Origin of the sequence: Bacillus sp. RSS_NA_20, from assembly GCF_020165915.1 — a bacterium.
GTDB classification, from domain to species: Bacteria; Bacillota; Bacilli; order Bacillales; family Bacillaceae; genus Bacillus; species Bacillus altitudinis.
Genome location: NZ_JAIUKW010000003.1, coordinates 399,565 through 424,635, shown reverse-complemented (window position 1 = coordinate 424,635; position 25,071 = coordinate 399,565). Strand labels below are relative to the sequence as shown.

Genomic DNA, 25,071 nt, shown 5'->3' with positions numbered 1-25,071 from the left:
TACTGAATTAGGGGTTGTGGCGGTGAGGATGGGCAAAAGGAAAGTCACTTTACAAACAAAAATTTTGGGGTTAATTATTGGTCTTTTACTTGTTGTTATTGCCTTATTGACCATTTGTTTTGGTTTTTTGCAGACATCAGAAAGGCAGAGCCAAGCTGAACAGCTGGCGGTGCAAACTGCTAGAACGATATCTTATATGCCGCCCATTAAAACATCGGTGGCCACGGGAGATTCGCAAAATGAAGAACAGGCTGTGCTTGAACAAATGAAGGAGCAAGTAAGAGCACATGCCATTTTTATCACCAATCAAAAAGGAAAGGTTCTTTTTCATACGAATCATGAGGATGTAGGGAAAACCATCAGTGTGTCGGAAGGAAGAAGTACACTGCTATTTGGAGGAACTTCCATATCAATGGGTGATTCTGATGGTGAAACCGTTGTCAGAGGAAGTGCTCCGATCATGAAAGAAACAGGCAGTCATGAAGAAATTATTGGGACAGTCAGTGTCGAATTTTTAAAAAGAGATATCGATCAAGCGACAGCTCATCAACTCTTCAAATTAAGTTATATTGCCCTTCTTGTGCTCTTGCCTGGGGTTTTTGGAGCGATTTTTTTAACAAGGAGTATTCGAAAAGATATATTAGGGCTTGAACCGCATGAAATTGCTTCATTATATCGAGAAAGAGAAGCGATGCTGCATGCGATTAAAGAGGGAATCATTGCATTTGACCGTAAAGGTGCCATTACGATGATGAATACGTCAGCTGAACAGATGCTACGCGTCTCTTCAACGCTGCCTCTTCATATTGATCAAGTGTTGCCAAATGCCAATCTTCTTTCCTATCTAAAGGTAGAGACGATTGAACCTAACATAGAATCAGTCGTCAATGATAAAACCTTCGTGCTAAATGTCAAAAAAGTGGTGCAGGACAATCGAGTATTTGGAGGAATTGTGAGCTTCAGGGAGAAAACCGAGCTGACAAAGCTGCTGGATACATTGACAGAGGTCAGTCAATATTCAGAAGACCTTAGAGCACAAACACACGAATTTTCGAATAAGCTGTACGCTATTTTAGGCTTGCTTGAGTTGAAACAAGTGGATGAAGCCATTGAGTTAATTAAAGAAGAGTATACACTTCAAAATCGCCAGCATGATTTACTCATGAAACAAATTCGCTCTCCGAAGATACAAGCCATTTTACTTGGGAAGTTAGGAAAGGCATCCGAGAAAAAGGTTCATTTTCACATTGATGAAAATAGTTCATTGGAGCCGCTCCCAGCCCATTTAAGTTTATCTCACTTTATTACCATCATTGGCAATCTCGTAGACAATGCGTTTGAGGCTGTATTGAATAAAGAGAAAAGAGAAGTCAGCTTGTTCATCACAGATATTGGATTTGATATTATCATAGAGGTATCTGATTCAGGGGACGGTGTAGATGAAGGAGCCATTTCACAACTTTTCACAAGAGGACATTCATCAAAGGGAGAAGGGCGAGGTTATGGACTTGCCAATGTCAAAGAAGTGCTAGATGAACTTGGGGGCTGGATTGAAGTTGCGAACCAAAAAGAAGGCGGTGCCATCTTCACTGTTTACATACCGAAAGGCACAAAGGGGGAATAGGTTGTGATCAAGGTACTCATTGCGGAGGACGATTTTCGAATCGCTGCGATTCATGAATCTTATATACAAAAGGTACAAGGCTTTCAAATTGCCGGCAAGGCAAAGAGTGCAAAGGATCTGTGGGAGGCACTTCAAAAAGAACAAGCGGATCTCATTTTACTTGATGTCTACATGCCTGATGAGCTCGGCACGAACCTTTTGCCGCTGTTAAGAGAGCGCCATCCTGAAGTGGATGTGATCATTATCACGGCTGCAACGGAAACGATGCTGTTAAGAGACGCACTGCATTATGGAGTGGTTCATTATTTAATCAAACCAGTGACCGCCCAAAAATTCACGCAGGTTTTAACCGAATATAAAGAGAAGAGAGAGTTAATCAATTCAAAAGATGAAGTCAATCAAACGATGATTGATCTGTTTTTTGGTCAAATACAGGAAGAATCGCAACAAAAGGATGAGCGAGACTTGCCAACAGGCATTAATTCATTGACTTTGGACAAAGTGAAAACATTCATGGCAGCAGAGATGAACGGAATTACAGCGGAAGAACTCGGAGAAAAAATGGGCGCATCACGTACAACAGCAAGACGATACGTAGAGTATCTTGTGACAACGGGAGAATGCCGGGCAGAGCTGGCGTATGGAATCATTGGTAGACCAGAACGAAAATATTATCCCGCCAAAAAACAAACGGAGTCATAAAAATGAAAAAAGGAATACTCTTACTCATTTTGGTCTGTCTTTGTACAACGCTCACCTTTAATGAAAAAACAGCAAAAGATTCTTTCCTGGAGCACAGCCCATTATACATTGTGGTATCAGGTGTACCTGACGGCGGATTTGACCAAACGGCTCAAGTGATGAAAACCGTGTTAGAACAAGAAAAGCTAGTGGAAGAGCCTGTGCATATTCTTTATCAAAGAGGCGGAACGGTTGATAAAGGCTGGACCTATATGATGGAGCGAGATGCCAATTATATCAGTTTAAATTCAAGCTTATTATTAAGCCGTAATTTGCTGGGCAGCAGTAACGTGACCATGAATGATTTTACCCCGCTCGCTATTCTTGCGGAAGAGTGGCAGGTAGTCGCAGTGCCAGTTGATTCTCCTTTCTCAAATGGAAAAGAGCTATTACACGCACTAAAAAAGAAACCGGATTCCTTAAAAATTGGGTTTGCCCCGGACTTTGGAAATGATGATCAAATCTCATTCGCACGGGCTGCCGAAATGGCAGGGATAGATCCGTACCGCATTCAGTTTTTAAAATTTGACAGTGCAGATGATTTATTTCAAGCACTCATTGACCATGAGGTAGATGCGGCGACTACAACCATTACAGAAGTTCGCCATGATTATGAAAAGAAAAGGTTGAAGCTCGTTGCAACCACAACGAATCAGCGTTTAGAAGGATTCAAAGACGTGCCCACTTGGAAAGAACAAGGGATTCCGCTCATCTTCTCTCATTGGCGTGGTGTGATGGGACCAAAGCAAATGAATCAGCACGACATTCGAGCATGGGATCAGCTTCTTCAAAAAATGACGCAAACGAAGTCATGGAAAAAGCAGTTAAAACAAAAAGGCTGGACAGGCCGTTATATGAATAGTAAAGAAGCAAAGGTCTTTATGGAAGATCAATTAAGGCGATATGAGCAATTTATACAAGGAGAACAAGCGGTCAAATGAGACCGCTTTTTTTCATGCAATTAAGGAACATCAGCGAATGCACAAAATGAACAAAAAGCATTTATCGACCAAAAAAGAATTAAAATTCATAATATTTACTTCAATTCAGGCGTCAGATATCATGACAGAAAGGGTTGGAAATGGGATACCAACATTTAATGAAAGCGTATACAACATAAGGGGTGAACGAAATGTTAGCGATCTTAGGATTTCTTATGATGATTGTATTTATGGTTTTAATTATGACGAAACGTATGTCTGTTCTAACGGCATTGGTATTAACACCGATTGCATTTGCTCTTATTGCAGGTTTTCATTTTACAGAAATTTCAGACATGATTGTCAAAGGTGTACAGCAAGTTGCACCAACGGCGGTCATGATCATGTTTGCCATTTTGTACTTCGGGATTATGATTGATGCAGGTTTATTCGATCCAATGGTGGCGAAAATTTTAAAGATCGTCAAAGGCGATCCATTAAAAATTGTTGTCGGAACAGCCGTCCTGACGATGCTTGTCGCACTTGACGGTGATGGAACCACAACGTACATGATTACAACAACAGCCATGCTTCCACTATTTACACTGCTTGGCATTCGTCCGATTATTTTAGCGGGTATTGCCGGAGTCGGCATGGGGATTATGAATACGATACCATGGGGAGGGGCAACACCTAGAGCGGCAAGTGCACTTGGCGTTGATCCATCACTTTTATTTGGCCCGATGATTCCAGTCATTGGTGCAGGGGTTTTGAGCATGATTGTGGTGGCATACTTTCTTGGGAAGTCTGAAAGAAAACGTCTTGGTGTTATTGAGCTCGAACAGCCGATTCATGCAAATGAAATGGCAGCAGCGCTGCAAGATGATATTAAGCGACCGAAACTTTGGTGGTTTAACCTGACACTGACTTTGCTATTGGTTCTCTTGCTTGTGTCTGGAAAAGTAAGCTTAACGGTACTGTTTGTTCTTGCCTTCTGTGTCGCCATTATCGTGAACTATCCGAATTTAGAACAGCAGCGTGAGCGGATTGCGGCTCATTCCACAAATGTTTTGGCGATTGCTTCGATGATTTTTGCGGCAGGTGTTTTTACAGGCATCTTAACTGGGACGAAAATGGTTGATGAAATGGCGATTTCGATTGTTTCGGCTATTCCAGAGCAGCTTGGCGGGTTTATTCCAGTCATTGTTGCGCTAACAAGCGGGATCTTCACTTTCTTTATGCCGAATGATGCATACTTTTATGGGGTACTGCCGATCCTATCAGAAACAGCGGCAGCATACGGTGTCGATAAAATTGAGATTGCGAGAGCATCTATCATTGGTCAGCCGATTCATATGTTAAGCCCACTTGTTCCATCGACTCATTTACTTGTTGGACTCGTTGGGGTATCACTAGATCAGCATCAGAAATTTGGCATGAAATGGGCGGTTCTTGCAGTCGTCGCCATGACAGTGATGGCGGTTCTCATTGGGGCCATTTCGATCTGGTAATGAGAAGAGTGTCTGCTGCTCATGCAGGCACTCTTTTTTAGGTCCTATTGCAGGGCAACATCCATTCATTTGCCCTATATAAAGACATGCATGATTCCTCCAAAAGATATATTTTTGAAAAATGCTGACACTTTTGCTGTTTTTTTCTTTATAATGCAAATCAACGAAGGGAGAGGATAGCATGTCCAAACAGAAAAGTACCATTCTTTTTGCTGCTGTATGCCTCATGGGAGGAAGTTTGTCGATGGTGACACCAGCTTCAGCGAATGCAGAGACCCCTTATTATGGAAAAAGCTATGAGCAGCCAGCCTCGGTTCAAAAACTGTATCCTGAGCCTGACGAAACGTTTGATACCCCTGCCTTTCAGAAAAAAGGAGAAGCATTTACCACACAAGAAGAGCTTCAAGATTTTTTACGTGACATTGTCAGTAAAAGTCCTTACGCCACGCAGAAACAGATTGGAACATCCATTGAAGGCAGATCCATTCCAGCCCTCTATTTTACAAAGGATCGTCACATCTCTCCACTGTCAAAAAAGCCAACGATCTGGCTTCAAGCACAAATACACGGAAATGAACCAGCCTCCGGTGAATCTGCCCTTGTCATCGCCAAACGACTAGCAGGTGATGAAGGAGAGCGTATACTGAGCCATGTCAACGTCATCATTGTTCCAAGAATCAATCCAGATGGTTCTTATGCATTTGACCGCAGGCTTGCAAACGGAATGGATGGCAACCGTGACCACATGACACTAGAATCTCCAGAGCTGACAGCCCTTCATCAAGAATTTAATCGCTTTGCGCCCGAGGTCGTCATCGATGCCCATGAATATGATGTTGGTCAAAAGCAGTTTGAAGACATCGGTGCATCAGGTGCACTCAAGTATCACGATTTGCTGATATTATCCGGTAAGAATTTGAACATTCCTGAAAGTATTCGTTTCACGTCAAATGAATTGTACGTCAACGGAGTGCGTGAAACATTGACGAATAAGGGATTTTCCAACGATTTATATTATACAAACACAAGAGGGAAGGACGGAAAAATCGATCTTTATGAAGGCGGAACTGATGCACGAATTGGCCGAAATGCCCTAGCGCTTTCACCAGCTATTTCATTTCTTGTAGAAAGTAGGGGGATTGGAATTGGCAGAGAGGACTTTACCCGGCGCGTGGCAGCACAAGTCACCACTCATGAAAAAATCATTGAGACAACAGTGAAGCATGCCAAGCAGGTGAAGCAGCAAATGGTGACGGAGCGGCTGAAACTTGTGAAAAAAGGTCTTCAATCAAACGATGATGATCAAGTGGTCATTCAAGATGCTTTCAAGGCGCCTGTGAACGATTCACTTGAAATGGTGGATATTGAGAAAGGACAAACCACCAATGTCCCGGTACGTTTTCATAGTGCAAGTGATGCGGTTCCTGTATTGACAAGAGAACGGCCGACAGCTTATCTTATTCTCCCAGGACATGAAGGAGTAGATAGAAAGCTCAGAACTTTAGGGTTAAAAAGTGTGACACTTCCTGTTGGCATGAAAGTACCTGTACAAGCCTATCAGGTAACAAAACGAGTGGAAACAAGCAAAACAGATATTCAGCTTGAAACGAGACTCGTTGAAAAGAAACGTCAGCTGCCAAAAGGAACAAAGGTATATGTGACTGCACAGCCAGAGACCAATTTGTTGTCACTTGCCCTTGAACCAGAATCAAAAGACAGCTATATGTCATCAGGTTTTATTGCATCAAAAGTAGGCGATGAACTACCAGTTTACCGATTCCTGTTATCTCAAAAGACGTTAGGTATAAAATAAAAAGGACTAAAATCAAGTTCATTTTAGTCCTTTGTCAACCATCCTAGAAGCGGCACAGTGCGTGCCGCTTTTTCTATTTTCGTCCAGCTCTGATCTCATCGGTCATGCCTTCATACGGTGCTTCTGCGATAATCGTTTCATCGTTTACCCCAGCATGGTGGATGTACGTAATGTCTGCGAATTCTGGTACGACATACTTCGGATAGGTTTCATATTTTTCACGGGATTCTTTCATGAGGTCGATATAGTCATTTTGATAGCAAACGGTGATATCTGGACGTTCATGCACCCATTTTGGGAAGAAAATGACCCCATGCATGCGTTTCTCCTCAGGCATAAAGTTTAAAGACACGTCTGTCCCAGTCGGTTCCGTCCAGGAAACTTTGTATACCCCTTTTGTCAGCTTCACAATATTCACTTCTTGATCACGAACCCAGCGGCCTCCAACCATTCCGCTATGAATGCGGTAATCAATGGTGTGATCATTTTTAATGTAAATCTCATATTCCCAGCCATTTTCATACGTATAAATCATATGAAGTCCAACGAATTGATCCATGTTTATTCCTTCTTTCAATTAAAATGATGTTGTTTCAAACATGTCATGATTTACATGTTTATTTTAGGGTGTATGGTATACTATTGTCAAAGAATATGCGTTGGAGGCATGTCATGAGAGTACTGAAATATGCCATTCTTGGCTTACTAGATCAGCGTGAGCTGACGGGATACGATATGAAGAAACACTTTGAAGATTCCCTTGGACAGTTTTGGAGTGCGAAGCATAGTCAAATATACCCTGAATTAAAGCGGCTAACAGAAGAGGGTTTTATTGAATTTGATATTCACATACAAGGAAAGAAGCTAGAGAAGAAGGTTTATCAAATCACTGATGCAGGAAAAAGAGAACTGCATGAGTGGTTAAGGAAAAAAGGCCCGATTCCAGACACAACAAAAGATGAATTTATGTTAAAAACGTTCTTTATCTCATCTATGGATCAAAAAGAAGCGGTCGGTCTCTTCTCACATCAGCTGCAGGAGCGAACAAAGAAAGTGGAGATGCTTGAACAGAAACTGAATATTTTAACAGAAGAAGATCCATCTGCCCAATCACTGCATTCAACACAATTCGGGCATTATTTAGTACTGACAAGAGCAATCGAAAGGGAAAAAGGGTATGTTCGCTGGCTCCAAAAGACCCTTGAAGTCATTGATTCATCCATTGTCTAAGGACAATCGTCGCACGATATGATAAAAAATGGTTTGAAACAAGTGAATTTATCAATAGAAACCGCTACAATGGATATATTCGTATTAAAGTGAGGCGAGTATGTTTGAGTAACCAAGAAGCGTTGTGGAATGAAGCAGAAGCTTTTATTTCTGTATGCTATGAAGAATTAGGCAAGTCAAATGAAGAAAAAGCAGCACGTCTGCATGAAATAAAAAAAGAAATTGAGTCTGACGGTATGTATACTCATACGCAGGAAGAATTAGCTCACGGGGCAAAAATGGCATGGCGCAACAGCAACCGGTGCATTGGGCGCTTGTTTTGGTCAACACTGCATGTGCATGACTGCCGGCACGTGACAACAGAAGATGAGGTGAAAGAGGCACTCTTTCATCATATTGAGTATGCGACAAATGGGGGTAAAATCAAACCGTCCATTACCATCTTCCCACCAGAGAATAAGGGACGGAAGGAAGTCGTTATTTATAATCATCAACTCGTTCGTTATGCGGGATATGAGTCGGAATATGGCATCATTGGGGACGAGGCATCACTTGAATTAACCAAGTTGTGTGAAGCGCATGGCTGGAAAGGCGAAGGCACGCATTTTGACCTTCTGCCACTGATGTTTCAGCTAAAAGATCAGCCGCCGGTTCTGTATGATCTTCCGAAAGAGATCGTTCAAGAGGTAGAGATCACTCATCCTGAATATGATGGGTTCGGTGATTTAGGACTGAAATGGTATGCTGTTCCGATTATTGCTGATATGAAATTAGAAATTGGCGGCATTCATTACAATGCGGCACCGTTTAATGGATGGTATATGGGAACAGAAATTGGCGCACGAAATCTAGCTGACGAAAACCGCTACAATATGCTGAAAAAAGTCGCTTCTATTTTAGGACTGGACATGACAAAGAATGCGTCACTTTGGAAGGACAAAGCCATTGTCGAGTTGAATGTCGCGGTTCTGCACTCTTATCGCGAGGCAGGGGTGACCATTGTGGATCATCATACAGCTGCCCATCAGTTCAAACAATTTGAAAAACAGGAAGAAAAGGCTGACCGTAAGCTGACTGGTGATTGGACATGGCTGATTCCGCCAGTATCACCAGCTGCTACGCATATCTTCCATCGTCACTATGACAATACGATCGTGAAACCGAATTATTTTTATCAGGAAAAACCATACCACGGGACGGAAAGAGCCTAGCGAAAAGCTAGGTTTTTTTGTATGAAATGAGTCTTTTGAATGTTGTTTAATTTGGAAAATGATGGTTTAATGTCGGTGAAATCAAAAAGGGGGAATATAGATGAAAAAAATAACGTTGCTCATATTTTTGGCTGTATTCAGTTTCAACGGATTTCTACCACTAGGTAATGAAAGAGCTAAAGCAACTACTGGAACAATGGTTCAGAATGTCATCGATTTAAAGGTGACAACCGATCGTTCAACTTATACTTCGCTCCATCCTCAGGTCAACGTCAACATGACCGCAACAACAAATGAAACACTTTATTATACAGCTGCTATTCGAAAACTTACTTTCCCAGTGACACCAGTCTTTACACACGAAGGGTCTATCTCTGGACAAAACGCTTTCGCAGCACCTACTCGTTTATTACTTCCTAACAGTGGGTCAGCCAACTATGATGTTCATGTGAGTCTCTACAAAGATGCTTCACGTACAACCTTGATTGGTTATGATGTTGCAAACCCATTTACTGTTGTGAAATAAAGAGTACACATCAACTATCCTCTAATCCGAAAGTCTTGATAATGGGCGAACTTGGTGAGCGGCTTCATGTCCATATGTGTGACTTTTGAAAAAGGACTACCTTTACGAACGGTCTCTAAAAAGTCAAACACCTCCTGCTGCTCTCCTTCTACTTTTAACTCCACGTGACCCTCATCTGTGTTGCGTACCCAGCCTTTTATCCCTCGATTGACGGCTTCTCCTTGAACAAAATATCGAAAACCGACTCCTTGCACTCGTCCTTTTACAATAGCGTGATAATGAACCAATGTCATCTCTCCTTTTTTCTCATCGTACCATAACCTGCCTCATTCCTTCACGTACCGACTATGATTTGACTGTCAAACCATGTAAAATAAAAGGCAATCAGACAATCAAAGGAGATGGCGAGAGTGGGGCAGACAAGGTACGACATCGAAGGAATTCAAGTAGGACAACCTATCACCACCTATGTGAATGGTAAAGAAATCAAAACAGCCATCAACAAAAAGCGTATTCACGAGCCTGTTTATTTGAGTAAGCTCAATTTTGATGGAGATGGCCAAGGTGATTTGGTCCATCACGGAGGTGATGATAAAGCCATTTGCGTCTTTCCATATGATCACTATACTTATTTTGAGCAATTTTTAGGGGTGCCGTTACAGGAGGCAGCCTTCGGTGAGAATGTGACCGTGCATCAGCTTGTAGAGACAGAAGTCCGTATTGGAGATGTATTTCAGTTTGGGGAAGCGATTGTTGAGGTCAGCCAGCCAAGACAGCCGTGTGTGAAGCTCTCTCTTAAGCATGGAAACATGAAGCTTGTGAAGGAAGTGCAGCAAACGGGATATACCGGTTTTTATTTGCGTGTGCTGAAAGAAGGAATGGTCTCTCCTGATGAAGCTCTTGTGTTAGTCGAAAAAGCGCCCCATCCCATCACAGTCCACGAAGTCAATGAAGTCAAATACCGTCAAGTAGATCAAAACAGGTTGAAAGCAGTTCTTGAAGTAGATGCCTTAGCAGATGTGGTCAGGAAGTCTTTAGAAAAGCGTGTTCAGCCCATATAAAAAAGCCGTACATCTGCTATGGATGTACGGCTTTTCAACATTTAAGAGCTCGTTTTCTTTTGCTCAAGAAGATTTGCAAGGAAATAAGTTTTAAAGCTTTGAAGCTTTCTTCCTTCATGCTTGGTCACACCAAGCTTCTTTAATTCTTCGACATACCAGCCTTTGCTACCATAATGCATGATAGAAAACTCCTTTCAATGGAAACTGCCTGCATTGTAACATCTCAAAAAAGGACGTGAAAAGTGTGCAGGTGTTTAGAAATGAAAACTGATTCTATCTGCCTATGATCCATGTATATGCTGGAAATAATCATTTATGAATTTGGCGGGTTGAGGGTAACGATGATCATGCCGACTGTCATAATCATGATGACAATCCCGAGGTAGGTCATCATGGATTGTTTTTTCTTAATACCTACAACCGTTAAAATAATACTTTCAATAAAGAAGATAACACCGATGATGATGAACCACATATCAAATAAGACCCCTTTCGCATATCTTTGCCTATTTTACCACAGGCATTTTTGTTTAGTCGTGACAGATTCGTGAAACGGGCATGAAAAAATCCCCTCCAGTGAAGGAAGGGACCCGCTTGCTTACAGCTTTGTTAAAATAATCGGTTCGTCTTTTGTGATCACAATCGTATGTTCAATCTGTGCGACCAGGCTCTTATCAGGTGTTTTAAATGTCCAGCCGTCATCCGCTTGATATATCGATTCAGCATTTGTTGAAATAAAAGGTTCAAAGGCGATGACTGTCCCATTCTTAAACAAAGCATTATCGAATGGATCATAATAGTTCAAAATATGGTTAGGTGCTTCATGCAGGCTTTTCCCAATACCGTGTCCTGTCAAGTTCTTAATGACGGTAAATCCTTGTTCTTTCGCTGTATTGTAGACCGCACGGCCAATTTGATTTTGTCTTTTACCGGCTTTCGCATGCTTTAATCCTTCAAGGAATGCATCCTCTGCACACTGGCATAATGCTTCAAGACGAGCATCTCCTGTACCTAAAACGAATGAAATCCCAGTATCGGAATAATATCCATCAAGCTCTGCTGAGATATCAATATTAATGAGGTCGCCCTCTTGTAAAATGGTTTTTTCACTTGGAATGCCATGTGCGACTTCATCATTGACACTGATGCAAGTCGTACCGGGGAAATCATATTCTTTTTCAGGAGCTGAATTGGCTCCATGCTCTTCTAATATTTTTTTCCCAATCAAATCTAATTCTTTTGTAGACATGCCTGGTTTCGCTTGGCTTTTCATTTCTTCTCTTGCCAAAGCGACAATTCGGCCGACTTTTTTTAAGGCTTCTAACTCATGATCATGTTTGACAATCACTGTTCATTCCCGCTTTCTATAACTTCATTCTATTCAATAGCTTACCACATTTTACGCCAAAAGAGTAAAGGGTGAGATGTGGACAAATTGGTATAGATAACTAGATGTGCATATGATATATTTTTTATGAACATCATGAGAGATTTGTTCATGATGATGACGAAGGGGGGAGAAATAAGATGGTGTTTCAGTTTTTTCAAAAGTTAGGAAAATCATTTATGCTTCCAATCGCTGTGCTTCCTGCAGCGGGTATCATTTTGGCTATTGGGCGTGAAGATGTATTCAACATCCCGTTTATTCATGCGGCAGGAAATGCAATTTTTGCGAATTTGGCTTTAATTTTTGCTATGGGTGTAGCGATTGGTATTTCAAAGGACGGTAACGGGGCAGCGGCGTTATCAGGAGCGATCTCTTATTTTATTTTGTCAGCTGGTACCACGTCGATCAATTCGACCAACAATATGGGGGTATTGGGTGGTATTTTGTGCGGACTTTTGGCAGGTTACGTTTACAATAAATTTAAGGACACGAAACTGCCGGAATACTTAGGTTTCTTTAGTGGAAGACGGCTTGTGCCAATTATGACAGCACTTTTTACCATTCTATTAGCAGCCGTTTTTGGATATGTATGGCCTCCAATTCAAAGTGTGATCAATGATTTGGGAGAGTGGATTTTAAGTCTTGGAGCAACGGGTGCCGGGCTGTTTGGCTTCTTTAACCGCTTGCTCATTCCATTAGGACTTCACCATGTGTTGAATAATCTATTTTGGTTTCAATTCGGTGAATTCAGCGGAGCGACAGGTGATTTAGCGCGGTTCTTCAAAGGAGATCCAAGTGCAGGTGTCTTTATGACTGGTTTCTTCCCAGTGATGATGTTTGGGCTGCCGGCGGCATGTCTCGCGATGGTTGTAACCGCAAAGCCTGAAAAACGAAAAGCAACAGCCGGTCTTATGATTGGAATGGCACTGACGTCATTTATTACAGGAATCACAGAACCAATTGAATTCTCATTTATGTTTTTATCTCCACTTTTATATGGTGTTCATGCGATATTAACTGGTCTTTCGCTCTTTATTGTCAACACCTTAGGCATTCATAGCGGTTTCGCTTTTTCAGCCGGTGCGATTGATTACGTTTTAAGTTTTGGAATTGCGCAAAAGCCCATTCTGTTACTTGTGGTTGGGGTCATCTATGGCGTAATTTACTTTGTTGTTTTCTATTTCCTGATTAAATTGTTAAAGCTAAAAACACCGGGCAGGGAAGATGATGACATCGAAGATATCCCAGGGGATGATACACATACTGCCGGAGCAAGTATGCTCGTAGAGGGACTAGGCGGCAAAGACAATATCACCACAATTGACCATTGTGCGACCCGTCTTCGTTTAACAGTAGAAGATACCAATTTATTAAATGAAGGTACATTGAAAAAAGCAGGTGCCAAAGGGGTACTGACGTCAGGAAAAACTTCCGTACAAATCATCATTGGAACAAATGTTGAATTTGTCGCCGATGATCTTCGTAAGGAAGTCGCTCAGGACTAAAAAAAGCGTTCAGCCAGATCAAATGGGCTGAACGTTTTTTTGTTTTCGCTGTTCGATCACCAGTACAATGCTGATGACAACAAGTAAAAACCATGAACTGATTTTACCAAGATGGACGAGAGACCAAGCATGCTGCTGATTTGGATATTGCCATGCTCCTAAAAAGGTCGTGACATTTTCGGCCACCCAAATAAAAAAGCCAATCAGTAAAAACGAGATAACAAGCGGCATACGAAAGATCGATGAACCGACCTGAAAGGAAACGGTTGTTTTTCGAAACACAACCACTAGGAGTAATGTCAGCCACCAGCGTAGATCATAAATCCAGTGATGAGTAAAGAAATTGAGATAAATACATAAACTGATCCCCACTGAAAGAAACGGGTGAGGCCACGCATTCACCTTCACGCGAAGCCGAGTCAGTGCCTGATAAATATAGCTTGCCACACTCGCATACATAAAGCCGCTATAGAGCGGAACCCCAAAAATTTTCGTATAAGCTTCTTCAGGATAGGACCATGAACCCATATGTACTTTGTAGATTTCTAAGCCTATTCCAATCACATGAAAGAGACAAATAACCTTCAACTCTGTCAGTGTCTCAAGCCGCAGCATCAGCATGAGAAGCTGTGCCATGAGGCAAAGCAGAAGAATAAAATCATATCGATGAAGAAAAGGAATAGACACGACCTTTGATAGGGCAAGCGCCGTAAAGATCATGACAGGAAATAGACAAGAGATGGCCTGTAAATAAGCAAAATGAAATAATGTTTTCATACAAAATGTAACCCCTTTTCACTGTCTGAAATAACTTAGACGGTGATAACAAGAGAAAAGTTTACCTCAACTAGATATTCATGAACAATTTGTGAATATATATGTGAAAAGGATCACAAATGTATATTAAGTAGTATAATAAGATCATAAAGAAAATGTGAAATATTTCACATAATTTAAAAGGAGGCATCATCATGTTTACAAAATTCTTACAAACGAATGTATGGGCAGCGGTTATCCTTTTGGCAGCAAGACTTTATATCGGATGGACTTGGCTGACATCTGGTATTGGAAAACTAACAGGCGGATTCGATGCATCAGGATATTTGCAATTTGCCATAGCTGAACCTGTTGTGAAAGATGGACATCTTGTTTATCCGTTCTATGTCTGGTTTTTAGAAAATGTCGCGTTGCCAAATGCCGGACTCTTCAGTGTCATGGTCATGTGGGGAGAAATCTTAGTTGGTCTAGGACTAATTGTTGGATTGTTCACAACAACAGCAGCCTTTTTTGGAAGCGTGATGAATGTCTCTTTCTTACTAGCTGGAACCGTCTCTGTTAACCCGCTTCTTCTTCTGATCGCCGTCTTTATCATAGCAGCGAAAGGAAATGCCGGAAAATTTGGTCTTGATTATGTAGCAGGTCCAGTCCTTAAGCGAAAACTGAAAAGAAAGCCGCATTTAGAAGTGGCATCATAATAAAGAAAAGCATCCTGAGCAAAAGGGACTGACCCCAAAAGATGAGACAAATAAAAAACACCTTTAAGTTTGAAAACGGATCGTTGTGATCCGAAATAAAACATGGAGGTGTTTTTTCTATGGGGACAAGAGTGAGTTATCCGGTTGAAGTCAAACAGAAGGCTGTAGAAATGAGATTGGCAGGCGTACCTATGAAAGAGATCATGCAGGAATTGAATATCAAGAATAAGACGCAGGTTCAGACATGGGTGAGATGGCATAAAACTGGGGATACACACAGGTTCGAACAACCTGTTGGAAAACAATATACCTATGGAAAGGGTCCCGAGTACTCTTCAGAATTAGAGAGACTTCAGGCAGAAAATCGCTATTTGAGTCAACAGAATGAGGTTTTAAAAAAGTACAACGAATTGGAAAGGAAGTTGATAAGGAAACGTCAAGCAAACTGGTAGATGAATTGTGCAAAACGATGACGGTACAGGACATCTGTGTCCATTTAGGCATCTCACGCACTTCGTATTATAGATGGAAAAAGAATCTGACTCAGAATCATTCTAAAAGACAACTAGAGAAACAGGTCGGCACGTTGTGCCGAAAGCACAAATATCGATATGGTTATCGGAAAATCACAGCCATACTAAAAATGGGAATGCGTATTAACCATAAAACTGTTCAACGTATCATGCAGAAAAACCAGTGGCAATGCCGGGTTAAAATGAAAAAGCGTAAGAAGAATGGGCAGCCCTATGCCGTGGCTGGTAATATACTGGATCGGAATTTTCAGTCTGATCGCCCTCTTGAAAAACTAGTCACGGACATCACGTATTTGCCTTATGGACAGAAACAATTGTACCTTTCCAGTATATTGGATTTATATAATGGAGAAGTGATTGCTTTTACAATTGGTGATAAGCAGGACACAGACTTTATCTTAAACACACTTAATCAGCTCCCAGCACTTCCTGAGAATTGCGTGTTACATAGCGATCAAGGTTCTGTGTATACATCTTACGAGTATCAGAAAGCTGTTCATATAAAAGGCATTACCATGAGCATGTCCCGTAAAGGGACGCCCGCTGATAATGCCTCCATCGAATCGTTTCATTCCTCACTAAAGTCTGAAACGTTCTATCTTAACAGGATTGATCGCACTACGACCACCATCGTAGAACGCACTGTCAAAGAATACATTTATTATTATAACAACATTCGTATTCAAACGAAACTAAACAACCAATCACCGATAAACTATCGGCAATTGGCTGTTTCATAAAGGTGTTTTGATCCCTGTCTCAAAAACGGGGGTCAGTCCCAAAATTCAGGATGCTTTTTATTTAGGAACCGGCTTTGATGAGGTTAATATGCACCACAGTCAGCTCGTGCTGACTGATATCTGGATCATGTCCGACGATAAATTCGAGCTCATAATCACCGGTCTGATAAACGTATTTTTTCTCTTTTGTTTGTGGGATGGTGCTGACTGAATCTGCTGGTCCAAGCTGTTTCTTTAATAGGGAAGGAGTCATTCCTCCGATATTCGTTTCTTTTTCTACATTTGTTCCAAAATAACGGATTTCGTTAATCTTGCCTTTTTTGTCATAGTGAAAAGCAAATCCAGGGTTGCCCATCTCAGCATGATACAAATCAAAGCCGCTTTGACCCGTTTCTGGATAAGGCTGTCCTAGTTTATGCCGTACGTCTTTTTTTGTTTGAACCCCTATTTTGAGTCCTTCTGCATAGTATGGCATTTGTCCTTTATGCGCCAGCTGATAGATGCTGTTTAGCGCTGCTTTCGGACCTTGAGGAATGGACTGTTCTGTCTGCGTTTGGGTCATGGTGTGCGCTGAAATCGCCGGGCTAAAACCGAATAAGGTGGAAGAAGCGAGTGAAGCGGTCACGACAAAAGCTGCTGTTTTTTTCATGATTAATCAATCCCTCCTTCTTCAACTATACCCGGTGCCATGTGTATCAAACGTAAAAAGCCCCAGCTGATGGCTGGGGCTTTAAAAGAGAAAGTTATTTGGAAGACGAGCTGGATTCATCTTTGGCGGAAGAGGAATCTTTTTCATCCTGTACTTTCTTTGTGTAGTCATAATCATTGCGCTCAATTGGTGTAAAGCCTTTAGGTTTGTAGAAACGGAGTAAATCTTCCGTGACAATCTTATCAGATGTCTCTAACATCTTTTTCACCGTTTCGTTTTCTTGTGATGCCTTTTCAGTCGGCTCGATTTTTTCACCTGTTTTGTTGCTGTAATAGTTGTTGCCTACTTTCGTGTAGTCCTTCGACACGAAGTCTCCATTTCTAAATGGCACAAGCTCTTTAAAGTTCTTCGATAAGATATCAGAACCAGACATTAAATAGTTCTTCGTATCATCTCCGAGCAGGTGGAGAAGGGTAGGCGCAACATCCACTTCACCAGAGTATTTATGAATCTGTCCGCCTTTTACGCCTGGCACATGGATAAAGAGCGGCACACGCATAAGCTGGGCATTTTCATAATCTCCAATTTTTTCGCCAGTCACTTTTTCCATCGCTTCATTATGGTTTTCTGAAATGCCGTAATGGTCACCGTACATAATGACGACGGTATTGTCATAGAGACCGGATTTCTTCAAGTCATTAAAGAACTGTTCAATGGCTTCATCTAAATAATGAGCAGATTGGAAGTAGTTATCAACGACGGAGTCTCCGAAGTCGCCAGGTTCAAAATCAGTATCACCTTCATCCATACCAAATGGGAAGTGGTTTGACAGCGTAATGAATTTCGAATAAAACGGCTGTTTCAGATTTTCAAGCATTGGCATGGATTCTTTGAAGAACGGTTTGTCTTTCAATCCATAGTTCTTCGTATCTTGTTCATTCATATCGTAGTACTCAGAATCGTAAAATCTGTCATATCCAAAGGACTTAAACATTTCATTTCGGTTCCAGAACGTTTTCGTATTTCCGTGGAATTCAGCGGACGTGTATTGGTCCTTTTTCAAAATGCCAGGAAGCGCCTGATATGTGTTTTGAGCTTTGTTAATAAACACAGAGCCTTGTGATAATGGGAAAAGCCCCGTATCCATCATAAATTCCGCATCAGATGTCTTTCCTTGTCCTGTTTGATGGAAGAAGTTATCAAAATAAAACGTTTTGTTGTCATGGGCTAATGAATTGAGGAAAGGAGTGACCTCTTTTCCATTCACTTTGTAATCAATGACAAAGTTTTGCAGTGATTCAAGAGAAATTGTAATGACGTTCATGCCTTTCGCTTTCCCGTAATAAGCTGGGTTAGGATCAGCGCTGTTCGCCTTTAGATAATTCTCTACATCTGTTACGTCACTTGAATTTGCCAGGGCACGCTGGCTGTTTGATTTCACATTTTGAATGGCATCAAACACCGTAAAATTATAAGCACCCAAGTATTTGACTAAATAATTGCGGTCGAACGATCTTGATAAAAGCTCTGGGCGATCAATTTCTGCTGCGATTAAGTTGACAACAAAGATCAGAACAGAGGACACAAGAACGAGTCTAAACGATTTTGTTTTTTGAACAGGTACAGTCGCTGTACTTGTTTGCTGCTGTCTTTTCATGCGGACTGCGAGTACGATCAAGATGATGGTATCGAGAAAGTAAAACATATCAGTCCAACGCATGAGTGAAAATGCACTATCACCTAATTGTCCGCCATTCGTTCCTGCCTGCATCACTGTAGGCAGCGTGATAAAGTCATTGAAGAATCGATAGTACACGATGTTTGCGTAAAGTAAAAAAGACATGAAAAAGTGAATCACAATGATAGCGGCAGGCTGCCATTTTTTCTTGAACAATAAAGCAAAGCCAAGAAAGAACAAGCTGGAGCTAATAGGATTCACAAAAAGCAAAATATGCTGAAGCACATTTGATATACCAAGTTTAAATTCGATTAAATAAGCTGTATACGTCTTGAGCCATAACAAGATGGCTGCAATTACAAAGAAGCCGAGGCCCCTTTTTTGAATAAATGTTTTCATTTAAACACTCCTTTTCTCCGTTAAACGGAAGAGGCGGAACGAAAGAAAACGAACCATTAGAATATACCATGAAATGCACAAATAGAAAAGTCATAACCGGTGAGCACCTAAGGCAGCCTGTCCGAGCTAGAGTTGGGAAGACATCGAAAATATTCGATCTCCGAAAAACTTTTTGTGAAATTCATCCTAATAATTACAGAAAATTCTGTATTTTTCCTGTTGCTATATCAATAAAACAGGTAAAAAGACACAAGTCTAAAGAATTAATTTGATTTCTACAATGGTGTATTTAGGCGTATTTCCAGTGTTTATTAATGTTTATGCAGGTTAAGTAAAAAAAATGAATGAATAAACCGCTGAATTGTCTGGATAATAATTCCTTCAAGAAAGTATATTGATATATATTGTTGTTTCACAAACATAATGGTTTTGATGTGTATTGTAAGGGTTTTATTCGTTTTGACGGGTGAACAAATTATCTAAATATACTTAAGTGAACAGTTCGACACTATAAACTTTTGAAACGGGGTCGATATAGACAGTGACAGGAAATCTTCCATTGAAAGGATTGATAGTATATGACTGTACGAGCACAGAACCTCGTTCAGAACTGGTTTCCGAGTGAGGACGGAAATGCAGAAGAGCGGAAAGAACTCATTAAATTAATGGAACAGATCATTTCAGGGGTCGATGACCTGAAGGATCCGAACCGTGCTCACCTAAAAGGTGAAAAGAATCGCGAGGAGGACTTTTACAAAAAGCTCACTGAAACAAGTCAAATTCCGATGAACGGACAACAAGCGGAACTTGTGAATGAAGAATTACTGAAGCTTTTACATAATCATCCATACCACACGAAGTATTTCTTCACGAACATTTTGCCAATGGCAAGTACACCAGGAATTCTAGGCATGCTGACGGCTATGCTGGTTAACGGAAACAACCTATGGGATGTGTATGGACCAGCAGGCGCAGAAGCTGAGGTCAGAGTGGTCTCAATGATGTCTAAGCTCATCGGATATGATCCAAATGTGAGCGGGGGCTACACAACATGGGGAGGTCAAGGGGCTATTTTCTCGGGGCTTCGTTTAGCGATTGCGAAAGTTGCACCGGAGTCATTACGAAAAGGCGTCCCGCAAAATCTTTATGCGTTTTGTTCTGATGCAGCACATTACAGCTTATTTAAGTCAATGGAAGCAACAGGGATTGGCACAGACAACTTAATCAGAATTAAGACGAATAAAGATCATTCGATGGATATGGAAGATTTGCGTTGTCAAATGGAACGTGTTGCCCAAAATGGCGGAATTCCCGTTTATATTGTGGCAACAACCGGAACAACAGATGCCATTGCAATTGATGATGTAAAAGGGGTGCGTGAAACGGCAGAAGCCATTGCTGAGAAGTATGGTCTCAAGGTGCCGCATATTCATGCAGATTCGGCGCTTGGTGGATTCTTTGCTTTCTTTAATGAGTATGATGTATCTGAAAACCCGCTGCAATTCTCAGACGGTGTTCTTCGTATGCTAAAAGAAATCAAAGCGAAATTCCAGCATCTTTCTCTTGCTGACACGATGTGTTTTGACTTTCAAAAACTCGGACAAACACCATACACATCTAGTTTATTCTTAGTGAAAAACGCTGCTGACTTAAAGCGTTTAGATCTGGAAGAACAAGAGACACCATATGTTGGACATAGAGGCTACGGCGAATACCATACGGGTTATACACTGGAATGTTCAAGAATGGGAAGCTCCATCAGCATGCTAAGTGTGCTGCTAACGTTTGGAGTTGAAGGATACCAGCGCTTGCTCGGTCAATTTTTAGAGGTGAACCTTGCATTTAGAGAAGCACTTCGTCAGGAAATTCCACAAGCAGAAGTCGTCAATGATGACAATGTCGGAATGGCTACATTGTTTAGAATTTACCTAGACGGCTCTCCTCGTTTTAAGGAAGAAATATCTGGAGAAGCAACTGCTATGGAAATTGAGCGCAACAATGATTTGAACAAAATCCTCTTTGAAAAGCTTGGAGAGAAAAGAGACGAAATGTTCTTTGGTGATACAACGAAGTTTTTACAAGTCAATGCCAAAGAAGGTCAAGAATTCTATCTAAGTGTGAGTAAATTTTTTGTGATTTCACCTTATACGTTACCGGAGCATATCCCTCATATCGTATCTTATTTAAAAGATGTCATTGCATCTGTTTGTGGACAATTTGAAAGTGTAGAGGCTTAAATTAAAATTGAGAGTGGAGATGTAGAAAAAAATGGCGAAACAAAGGAAGTTTGGAGGACTTACGATATCCTCCAAAATCATGTCAGTCGTTGTCGTAACATTACTCGCAACCGTTGCATTATTCGTTCTAACATTTTATTTAGTTAGCCAGGATTTATCTTCCCAATTATTAAAGCAATTTGATTATCGATTAACAACAGATATTGATACAGCGAAAAAAGAAATCGATAATATTGATGGAAATGTCCTTAGCATTAGCGGGAAGGATGATCCCATTTATGTGGAGATCAAAAAGAAATTCACAGAACTACAAAAAGATCATACGCTTGAGAACTTATACGTGTTATCAAATAAGGGCGGCAAAGAAAGAATCATCGTACTAACAGGGGAAGACAATGATTTTGATCAAGATTATGTCTTTTCAGATGAAATGAAACAAGCTCTTTCTGAAGATAAAATGGTCAAAAGTGACATTTATGTTGATTCGTATGGGACTCATAAATCCGTCTTTTTACCAATTAAAGATTCAGGCGGTGAACTCACGGGGATTTTAGGAATTGACTTAGATGCGTCTGTTGTTCCAGCAACAACGAAAAAGTTGACAATTTATATCACAGTAGCATCTGCGATTGTGCTCATCGGCGGATTACTCTTCTCATTCTTCATGGGAAGAAGAATTGCAAAACCAGCACGTTCATTAATGGAATCAGCGGATCGAATTGCAGATGGTGATTTAACTGGCATGGTAGAAGTTCAAAGTCAAGATGAGATCGGTCAATTAGCGGCTTCCTTCCAGAAAATGCAGGGACGGATCAAAGAGCTTATTGGAAAGATCTCAAACTCATCAAGTGAAGTGTCGAAAATGTCTTCACAGCTTCGCACAGTGACAACGGAATCTAGTCAAAGTGCACAACAAGTGTCAGAAGCGATGACGAATATGAGTGAAGGAATCAATGATTCAGTCGCAAACATTACAGACTGCACAACATCTGTTGCGGAAATTGATACTCAAATCGAAGGCGTGACAAAAGAAGTGGATGAAATGAAATCTGTTTCATCAGAAGTACAAGAGCAGTCAGAATCTGGTCAAAAATTGGTGCAGCATGTGCTTGAACATCTCAACATGTTACACGACATGATGACAAGCTCAAAGCAGGCGGCAGAAGAATTGCAATCACATTCAACAGAAATTGAAAGTGTCATCTCCATTATTACGGACATTTCAGCGCAAACGAATCTGCTTGCACTGAATGCTTCTATTGAAGCCGCACGTGTAGGAGAAGAAGGAAAAGGATTTGCTGTTGTGGCTGATGAAGTCCGTAAGTTAGCTGAACAGTCAGCTGATGCAGCTAAAACGGTCTCAGACTTAGTCATTGGCACACAGGAAAATAGTCAGCGTGTCCTTGAAAGCGTGGAGGAAAGCAGTAAAGCAGTGGAAGAAGGCCGTGAGCAAATGAAAGGCACCTCGCAGAACTTCGCTGGTATTTATGATGGAGTGTCTCAATTTGCAAGCAGAACGAACAATTTGCTTCAATCTATTAAGCAGGTAGAACGAGCTTATCAAACAATTTCTACATCGATTGAACAAATTTCGGTCGTGTCAGAAGAACATGCGGCAAGCTCTCAAGAAGTAGCGGCAGCAACAGAACAGCAAAGTGCTGGCATGCAGCAAATTTCAAGTGCGATTGAACAGCTCTCTGACATGTCAGAGGACTTGGCACAAATGGTATCTACTTTTAAAATCGACAAAAAATAACGAGAAAGCTGGCTCTTGTGAGAGAGTCAGCTTTTTTGCTATGCTTAACCAAAATATCAGACGATCTGAAAGGAGACGTGTCATGGATTTTGCGCAGAGATTGTCAGAAGAACGGATCAAAAAGGCGATGGACCATGGAGCTTTTGAAGGACTAGCAGGTTTTGGGAAACCTCTGCCAAAGGATGATGCTGCTCATGTACCTGAAGAACTGAGGATGGGCTATCGAATCATGAAAAATGCTGGCTTTGCAGGGGAAGAAACAGCTTTGAAAAAAGAACTAATGACGGTCAAAGAGTTACTGAAAACGAGTATAGATGGAGAAGAAAGAAAAAAACTCTCTCTCGTATGTGAGGAAAAACAAAAACGCCTTGATGAACTCACATCCAAGCGCCAAACGTTTGCTCGACCAGCCTCCTCCTTTTATAAGAATAGGGTCTACGAAAAACTAACGGAGCATAAAAAAAGATGATGACACGCTGCCTCTTTGAGCACATTGAGGGAGCTTTTTTTATGAAAGCGCTACATTTTCTTATTGACTACATGTATATACAAATATAAAATATGAAGTGAACATGTATATACAAGTTTTGATTCTTTTTTCTTATAAAAAAACGATCTCGGAGGGGATAGCATGGCTGATTATCAGGCAGCGGCAGATCAGATTGTGAAAGCCATTGGCGGCAAAGAAAACATTGATCAAGCCACACATTGTGTGACAAGACTTCGTTTTGTGCTAAAAGATGAAGGTAAGGTGGATGAGAAAGCACTAGAACAAATTGATGAAGTGAAGGGATCTTTCTCAGCGAATGGCCAATACCAAGTGGTCATTGGTCAAGGAGTGGTGAATCGGGTTTATGCCGAAATGGTCAAACAGACGGGAATCGGCGAAGCGACAAAAGAGGACGTCAAGCGTGCCTCTGATCAGAAATTAAACCCACTTCAGCGTGCGGTGAAGACGCTTGCAGATATCTTCATTCCAATCCTTCCAGCTATCGTGACAGCCGGTTTATTGATGGGGATTAATAATATTTTAACAGCTCCTGATATTTTCTTTGATCAAAAATCCATTGTGGATGTGTATCCGGCATGGGCGGATTTAGCAAATATGATCAACTTGATTGCAGGTACTGCCTTTACCTTTTTGCCAGCATTAATCGGCTGGTCGGCTGTCAAGCGGTTTGGAGGTAATCCACTTTTAGGGATGGTCCTCGGACTGATGCTTGTACATCCAGATCTGTTGAATGCGTGGGGATATGGAGCGGCGGAAAAGACAGGTGACATTCCTGTCTGGAATTTGTTTGGACTTGAAGTACAAAAGGTAGGTTACCAAGGGCAGGTTCTTCCGATACTTGTCGCCTCCTATTTACTCGCAAAGCTCGAATTATTTATTACAAAGCGGACACCTGAAAGTATTCAGTTGTTAGTTGTTGCACCAATTACATTACTACTCATTGGATTTTTATCATTTATCGTCATTGGTCCCGTTACATTTGCGATCGGAAACGTATTAACATCTGGACTCGTCACTGTATTCCAGCAATTCGCAGCACTTGGCGGCCTTTTATATGGCGGATTGTATGCAGCGTTAGTCATTACAGGGATGCATCATACGTTCCTAGCAGTCGATATTCAGCTGATTAACTCAAAACTGCACGGCACGTTCCTATGGCCAATGCTCGCCTTGTCTAATATTGCTCAAGGATCAGCGGCACTTGCGATGATGTTTGTCTTAAAAGATGAAAAGCAAAAAGGGCTCTCGCTGACATCAAGTATTTCTGCTTACTTGGGCATTACTGAACCGGCGATGTTTGGGGTGAACTTGCGCTATAGATTCCCGTTTATTTTTGCCCTGATCAGTTCAGGGATAGCTGGTATGTTTATTGCCTCACAAGGGGTACTGGCAAGTTCAGTCGGCGTTGGAGGCATTCCAGGAATCTTCTCGATCATTCCGAAATATTGGGGGGCATTTGCCATCGGAATGGTGATTGTGCTGATCGTCCCATTCATTGGTACCCTTTTATATGCAAAACTTAAAAAGAAGGATGTATCACAAGAACTTAACTAGTGGTGGTGAA

Annotated in this window: 24 protein-coding genes; 16 read left to right on the top strand and 8 right to left on the bottom strand. The window is 41.3% G+C overall.

Annotated features, from left to right (window positions below):
* Positions 1-28: 28 nt before the first annotated feature.
* The 5 genes from LCD32_RS02380 to LCD32_RS02360 all read left to right on the top strand — a co-directional run bounded on the left by LCD32_RS02380 (position 29) and on the right by LCD32_RS02360 (position 6,609).
* On the top strand, positions 29-1,624 hold the full coding sequence (locus tag LCD32_RS02380; RefSeq protein WP_035703638.1) for a sensor histidine kinase: 1,596 nt from the start codon (positions 29-31) through the stop codon (positions 1,622-1,624).
* A gap of 3 nt (positions 1,625-1,627) precedes the next feature.
* Complete coding sequence (locus LCD32_RS02375; protein WP_035703640.1) at positions 1,628-2,326, top strand: response regulator; 699 nt, start codon at positions 1,628-1,630, stop codon at positions 2,324-2,326.
* Positions 2,327-2,328: 2 nt separating this feature from the next.
* Positions 2,329-3,306, top strand: coding sequence for a tripartite tricarboxylate transporter substrate-binding protein (locus LCD32_RS02370; RefSeq protein ID WP_224562652.1), 978 nt, complete (start codon positions 2,329-2,331; stop codon positions 3,304-3,306).
* Between the two features lie 191 nt (positions 3,307-3,497).
* Positions 3,498-4,796, top strand: coding sequence for a citrate:proton symporter (locus LCD32_RS02365; RefSeq protein ID WP_008341779.1), 1,299 nt, complete (start codon positions 3,498-3,500; stop codon positions 4,794-4,796).
* Positions 4,797-4,977: 181 nt separating this feature from the next.
* Positions 4,978-6,609 carry a M14 family metallocarboxypeptidase gene (locus tag LCD32_RS02360; RefSeq protein WP_224562650.1) on the top strand — a complete coding sequence of 544 codons (1,632 nt, stop codon included), beginning with the start codon at positions 4,978-4,980 and terminating at the stop codon, positions 6,607-6,609.
* A 73-nt stretch (positions 6,610-6,682) separates the two neighbouring features.
* Here LCD32_RS02360 and LCD32_RS02355 read toward each other — a convergent pair whose 3' ends face one another.
* Positions 6,683-7,168: a phenolic acid decarboxylase gene (locus LCD32_RS02355; RefSeq protein WP_008341777.1), complete on the bottom strand. Its 486-nt coding sequence runs from the start codon at positions 7,166-7,168 to the stop codon at positions 6,683-6,685.
* Positions 7,169-7,281: 113 nt separating this feature from the next.
* Here LCD32_RS02355 and LCD32_RS02350 point away from each other — a divergent pair, with 113 nt between their 5' ends.
* The 3 genes from LCD32_RS02350 (at position 7,282) to LCD32_RS02340 (ending at position 9,576) form a co-directional block, all read left to right on the top strand.
* A complete protein-coding gene (locus LCD32_RS02350; protein WP_019743519.1) occupies positions 7,282-7,839 on the top strand; it encodes a PadR family transcriptional regulator in 558 nt (185 codons plus the stop codon).
* Between the two features lie 104 nt (positions 7,840-7,943).
* Entirely contained in the window at positions 7,944-9,050 is a 1,107-nt protein-coding gene (locus LCD32_RS02345; protein ID WP_048002729.1) for a nitric oxide synthase oxygenase, read from the top strand.
* A 100-nt stretch (positions 9,051-9,150) separates the two neighbouring features.
* Positions 9,151-9,576 carry a hypothetical protein gene (locus LCD32_RS02340; protein ID WP_017358775.1) on the top strand — a complete coding sequence of 142 codons (426 nt, stop codon included), beginning with the start codon at positions 9,151-9,153 and terminating at the stop codon, positions 9,574-9,576.
* A 14-nt stretch (positions 9,577-9,590) separates the two neighbouring features.
* Here LCD32_RS02340 and LCD32_RS02335 read toward each other — a convergent pair whose 3' ends face one another.
* Positions 9,591-9,863: an acylphosphatase gene (locus tag LCD32_RS02335; protein WP_217228673.1), complete on the bottom strand. Its 273-nt coding sequence runs from the start codon at positions 9,861-9,863 to the stop codon at positions 9,591-9,593.
* Positions 9,864-9,986: 123 nt separating this feature from the next.
* Between LCD32_RS02335 and LCD32_RS02330 the strand changes: the two genes are divergently transcribed.
* Positions 9,987-10,637, top strand: coding sequence for an MOSC domain-containing protein (locus LCD32_RS02330; protein WP_060780871.1), 651 nt, complete (start codon positions 9,987-9,989; stop codon positions 10,635-10,637).
* A gap of 41 nt (positions 10,638-10,678) precedes the next feature.
* Here the strand turns inward: LCD32_RS02330 and LCD32_RS02325 are convergent, their stop codons facing one another.
* The 3 genes from LCD32_RS02325 to map all read right to left on the bottom strand — a co-directional run bounded on the left by LCD32_RS02325 (position 10,679) and on the right by map (position 11,985).
* Positions 10,679-10,816, bottom strand: coding sequence for a YflJ family protein (locus tag LCD32_RS02325; protein WP_008341771.1), 138 nt, complete (start codon positions 10,814-10,816; stop codon positions 10,679-10,681).
* A gap of 134 nt (positions 10,817-10,950) precedes the next feature.
* A complete protein-coding gene (locus LCD32_RS02320; RefSeq protein WP_008341770.1) occupies positions 10,951-11,112 on the bottom strand; it encodes a hypothetical protein in 162 nt (53 codons plus the stop codon).
* 123 nt (positions 11,113-11,235) lie between these two features.
* Positions 11,236-11,985 carry a type I methionyl aminopeptidase gene (map, locus tag LCD32_RS02315; protein ID WP_008341769.1) on the bottom strand — a complete coding sequence of 250 codons (750 nt, stop codon included), beginning with the start codon at positions 11,983-11,985 and terminating at the stop codon, positions 11,236-11,238.
* A gap of 179 nt (positions 11,986-12,164) precedes the next feature.
* On the opposite strand from map, the gene nagE reads away from it, so the two are divergent.
* Positions 12,165-13,529: an N-acetylglucosamine-specific PTS transporter subunit IIBC gene (nagE, locus tag LCD32_RS02310; RefSeq protein WP_041506612.1), complete on the top strand. Its 1,365-nt coding sequence runs from the start codon at positions 12,165-12,167 to the stop codon at positions 13,527-13,529.
* Between the two features lie 18 nt (positions 13,530-13,547).
* Here nagE and LCD32_RS02305 read toward each other — a convergent pair whose 3' ends face one another.
* The gene (locus LCD32_RS02305; protein WP_017366813.1) at positions 13,548-14,306 is read right to left on the bottom strand and encodes a DUF817 domain-containing protein; all 759 of its coding nucleotides are present in this window, start codon (positions 14,304-14,306) and stop codon (positions 13,548-13,550) included.
* 194 nt (positions 14,307-14,500) lie between these two features.
* On the opposite strand from LCD32_RS02305, the gene LCD32_RS02300 reads away from it, so the two are divergent.
* Together LCD32_RS02300 and LCD32_RS02295 are read left to right on the top strand one after the other, a co-directional pair.
* Positions 14,501-15,004, top strand: coding sequence for a DoxX family protein (locus tag LCD32_RS02300; RefSeq protein ID WP_017366814.1), 504 nt, complete (start codon positions 14,501-14,503; stop codon positions 15,002-15,004).
* A 119-nt stretch (positions 15,005-15,123) separates the two neighbouring features.
* A protein-coding gene (locus tag LCD32_RS02295; RefSeq protein ID WP_224562648.1) for an IS3 family transposase occupies positions 15,124-16,277 on the top strand; the annotation gives its coding sequence in 2 pieces (ribosomal slippage) (positions 15,124-15,397 and positions 15,397-16,277; 1,155 coding nt in all).
* Positions 16,278-16,338: 61 nt separating this feature from the next.
* Here LCD32_RS02295 and LCD32_RS02290 read toward each other — a convergent pair.
* The gene (locus LCD32_RS02290) at positions 16,339-16,926 is read right to left on the bottom strand and encodes a YjgB family protein (RefSeq protein ID WP_224562646.1); all 588 of its coding nucleotides are present in this window, start codon (positions 16,924-16,926) and stop codon (positions 16,339-16,341) included.
* Between the two features lie 94 nt (positions 16,927-17,020).
* On the bottom strand, positions 17,021-19,003 hold the full coding sequence (locus tag LCD32_RS02285) for an LTA synthase family protein (protein ID WP_017358781.1): 1,983 nt from the start codon (positions 19,001-19,003) through the stop codon (positions 17,021-17,023).
* A gap of 578 nt (positions 19,004-19,581) precedes the next feature.
* On the opposite strand from LCD32_RS02285, the gene LCD32_RS02280 reads away from it, so the two are divergent.
* The 4 genes from LCD32_RS02280 (at position 19,582) to treP (ending at position 25,061) form a co-directional block, all read left to right on the top strand.
* Complete coding sequence (locus tag LCD32_RS02280; RefSeq protein ID WP_216943055.1) at positions 19,582-21,240, top strand: pyridoxal phosphate-dependent decarboxylase family protein; 1,659 nt, start codon at positions 19,582-19,584, stop codon at positions 21,238-21,240.
* A 31-nt stretch (positions 21,241-21,271) separates the two neighbouring features.
* Complete coding sequence (locus tag LCD32_RS02275) at positions 21,272-22,996, top strand: methyl-accepting chemotaxis protein (RefSeq protein ID WP_216943056.1); 1,725 nt, start codon at positions 21,272-21,274, stop codon at positions 22,994-22,996.
* 82 nt (positions 22,997-23,078) lie between these two features.
* Positions 23,079-23,465, top strand: coding sequence for a DUF1992 domain-containing protein (locus LCD32_RS02270; protein ID WP_008341761.1), 387 nt, complete (start codon positions 23,079-23,081; stop codon positions 23,463-23,465).
* Between the two features lie 162 nt (positions 23,466-23,627).
* On the top strand, positions 23,628-25,061 hold the full coding sequence (gene treP / locus LCD32_RS02265; RefSeq protein ID WP_017358785.1) for a PTS system trehalose-specific EIIBC component: 1,434 nt from the start codon (positions 23,628-23,630) through the stop codon (positions 25,059-25,061).
* Positions 25,062-25,071: the final 10 nt, after the last annotated feature.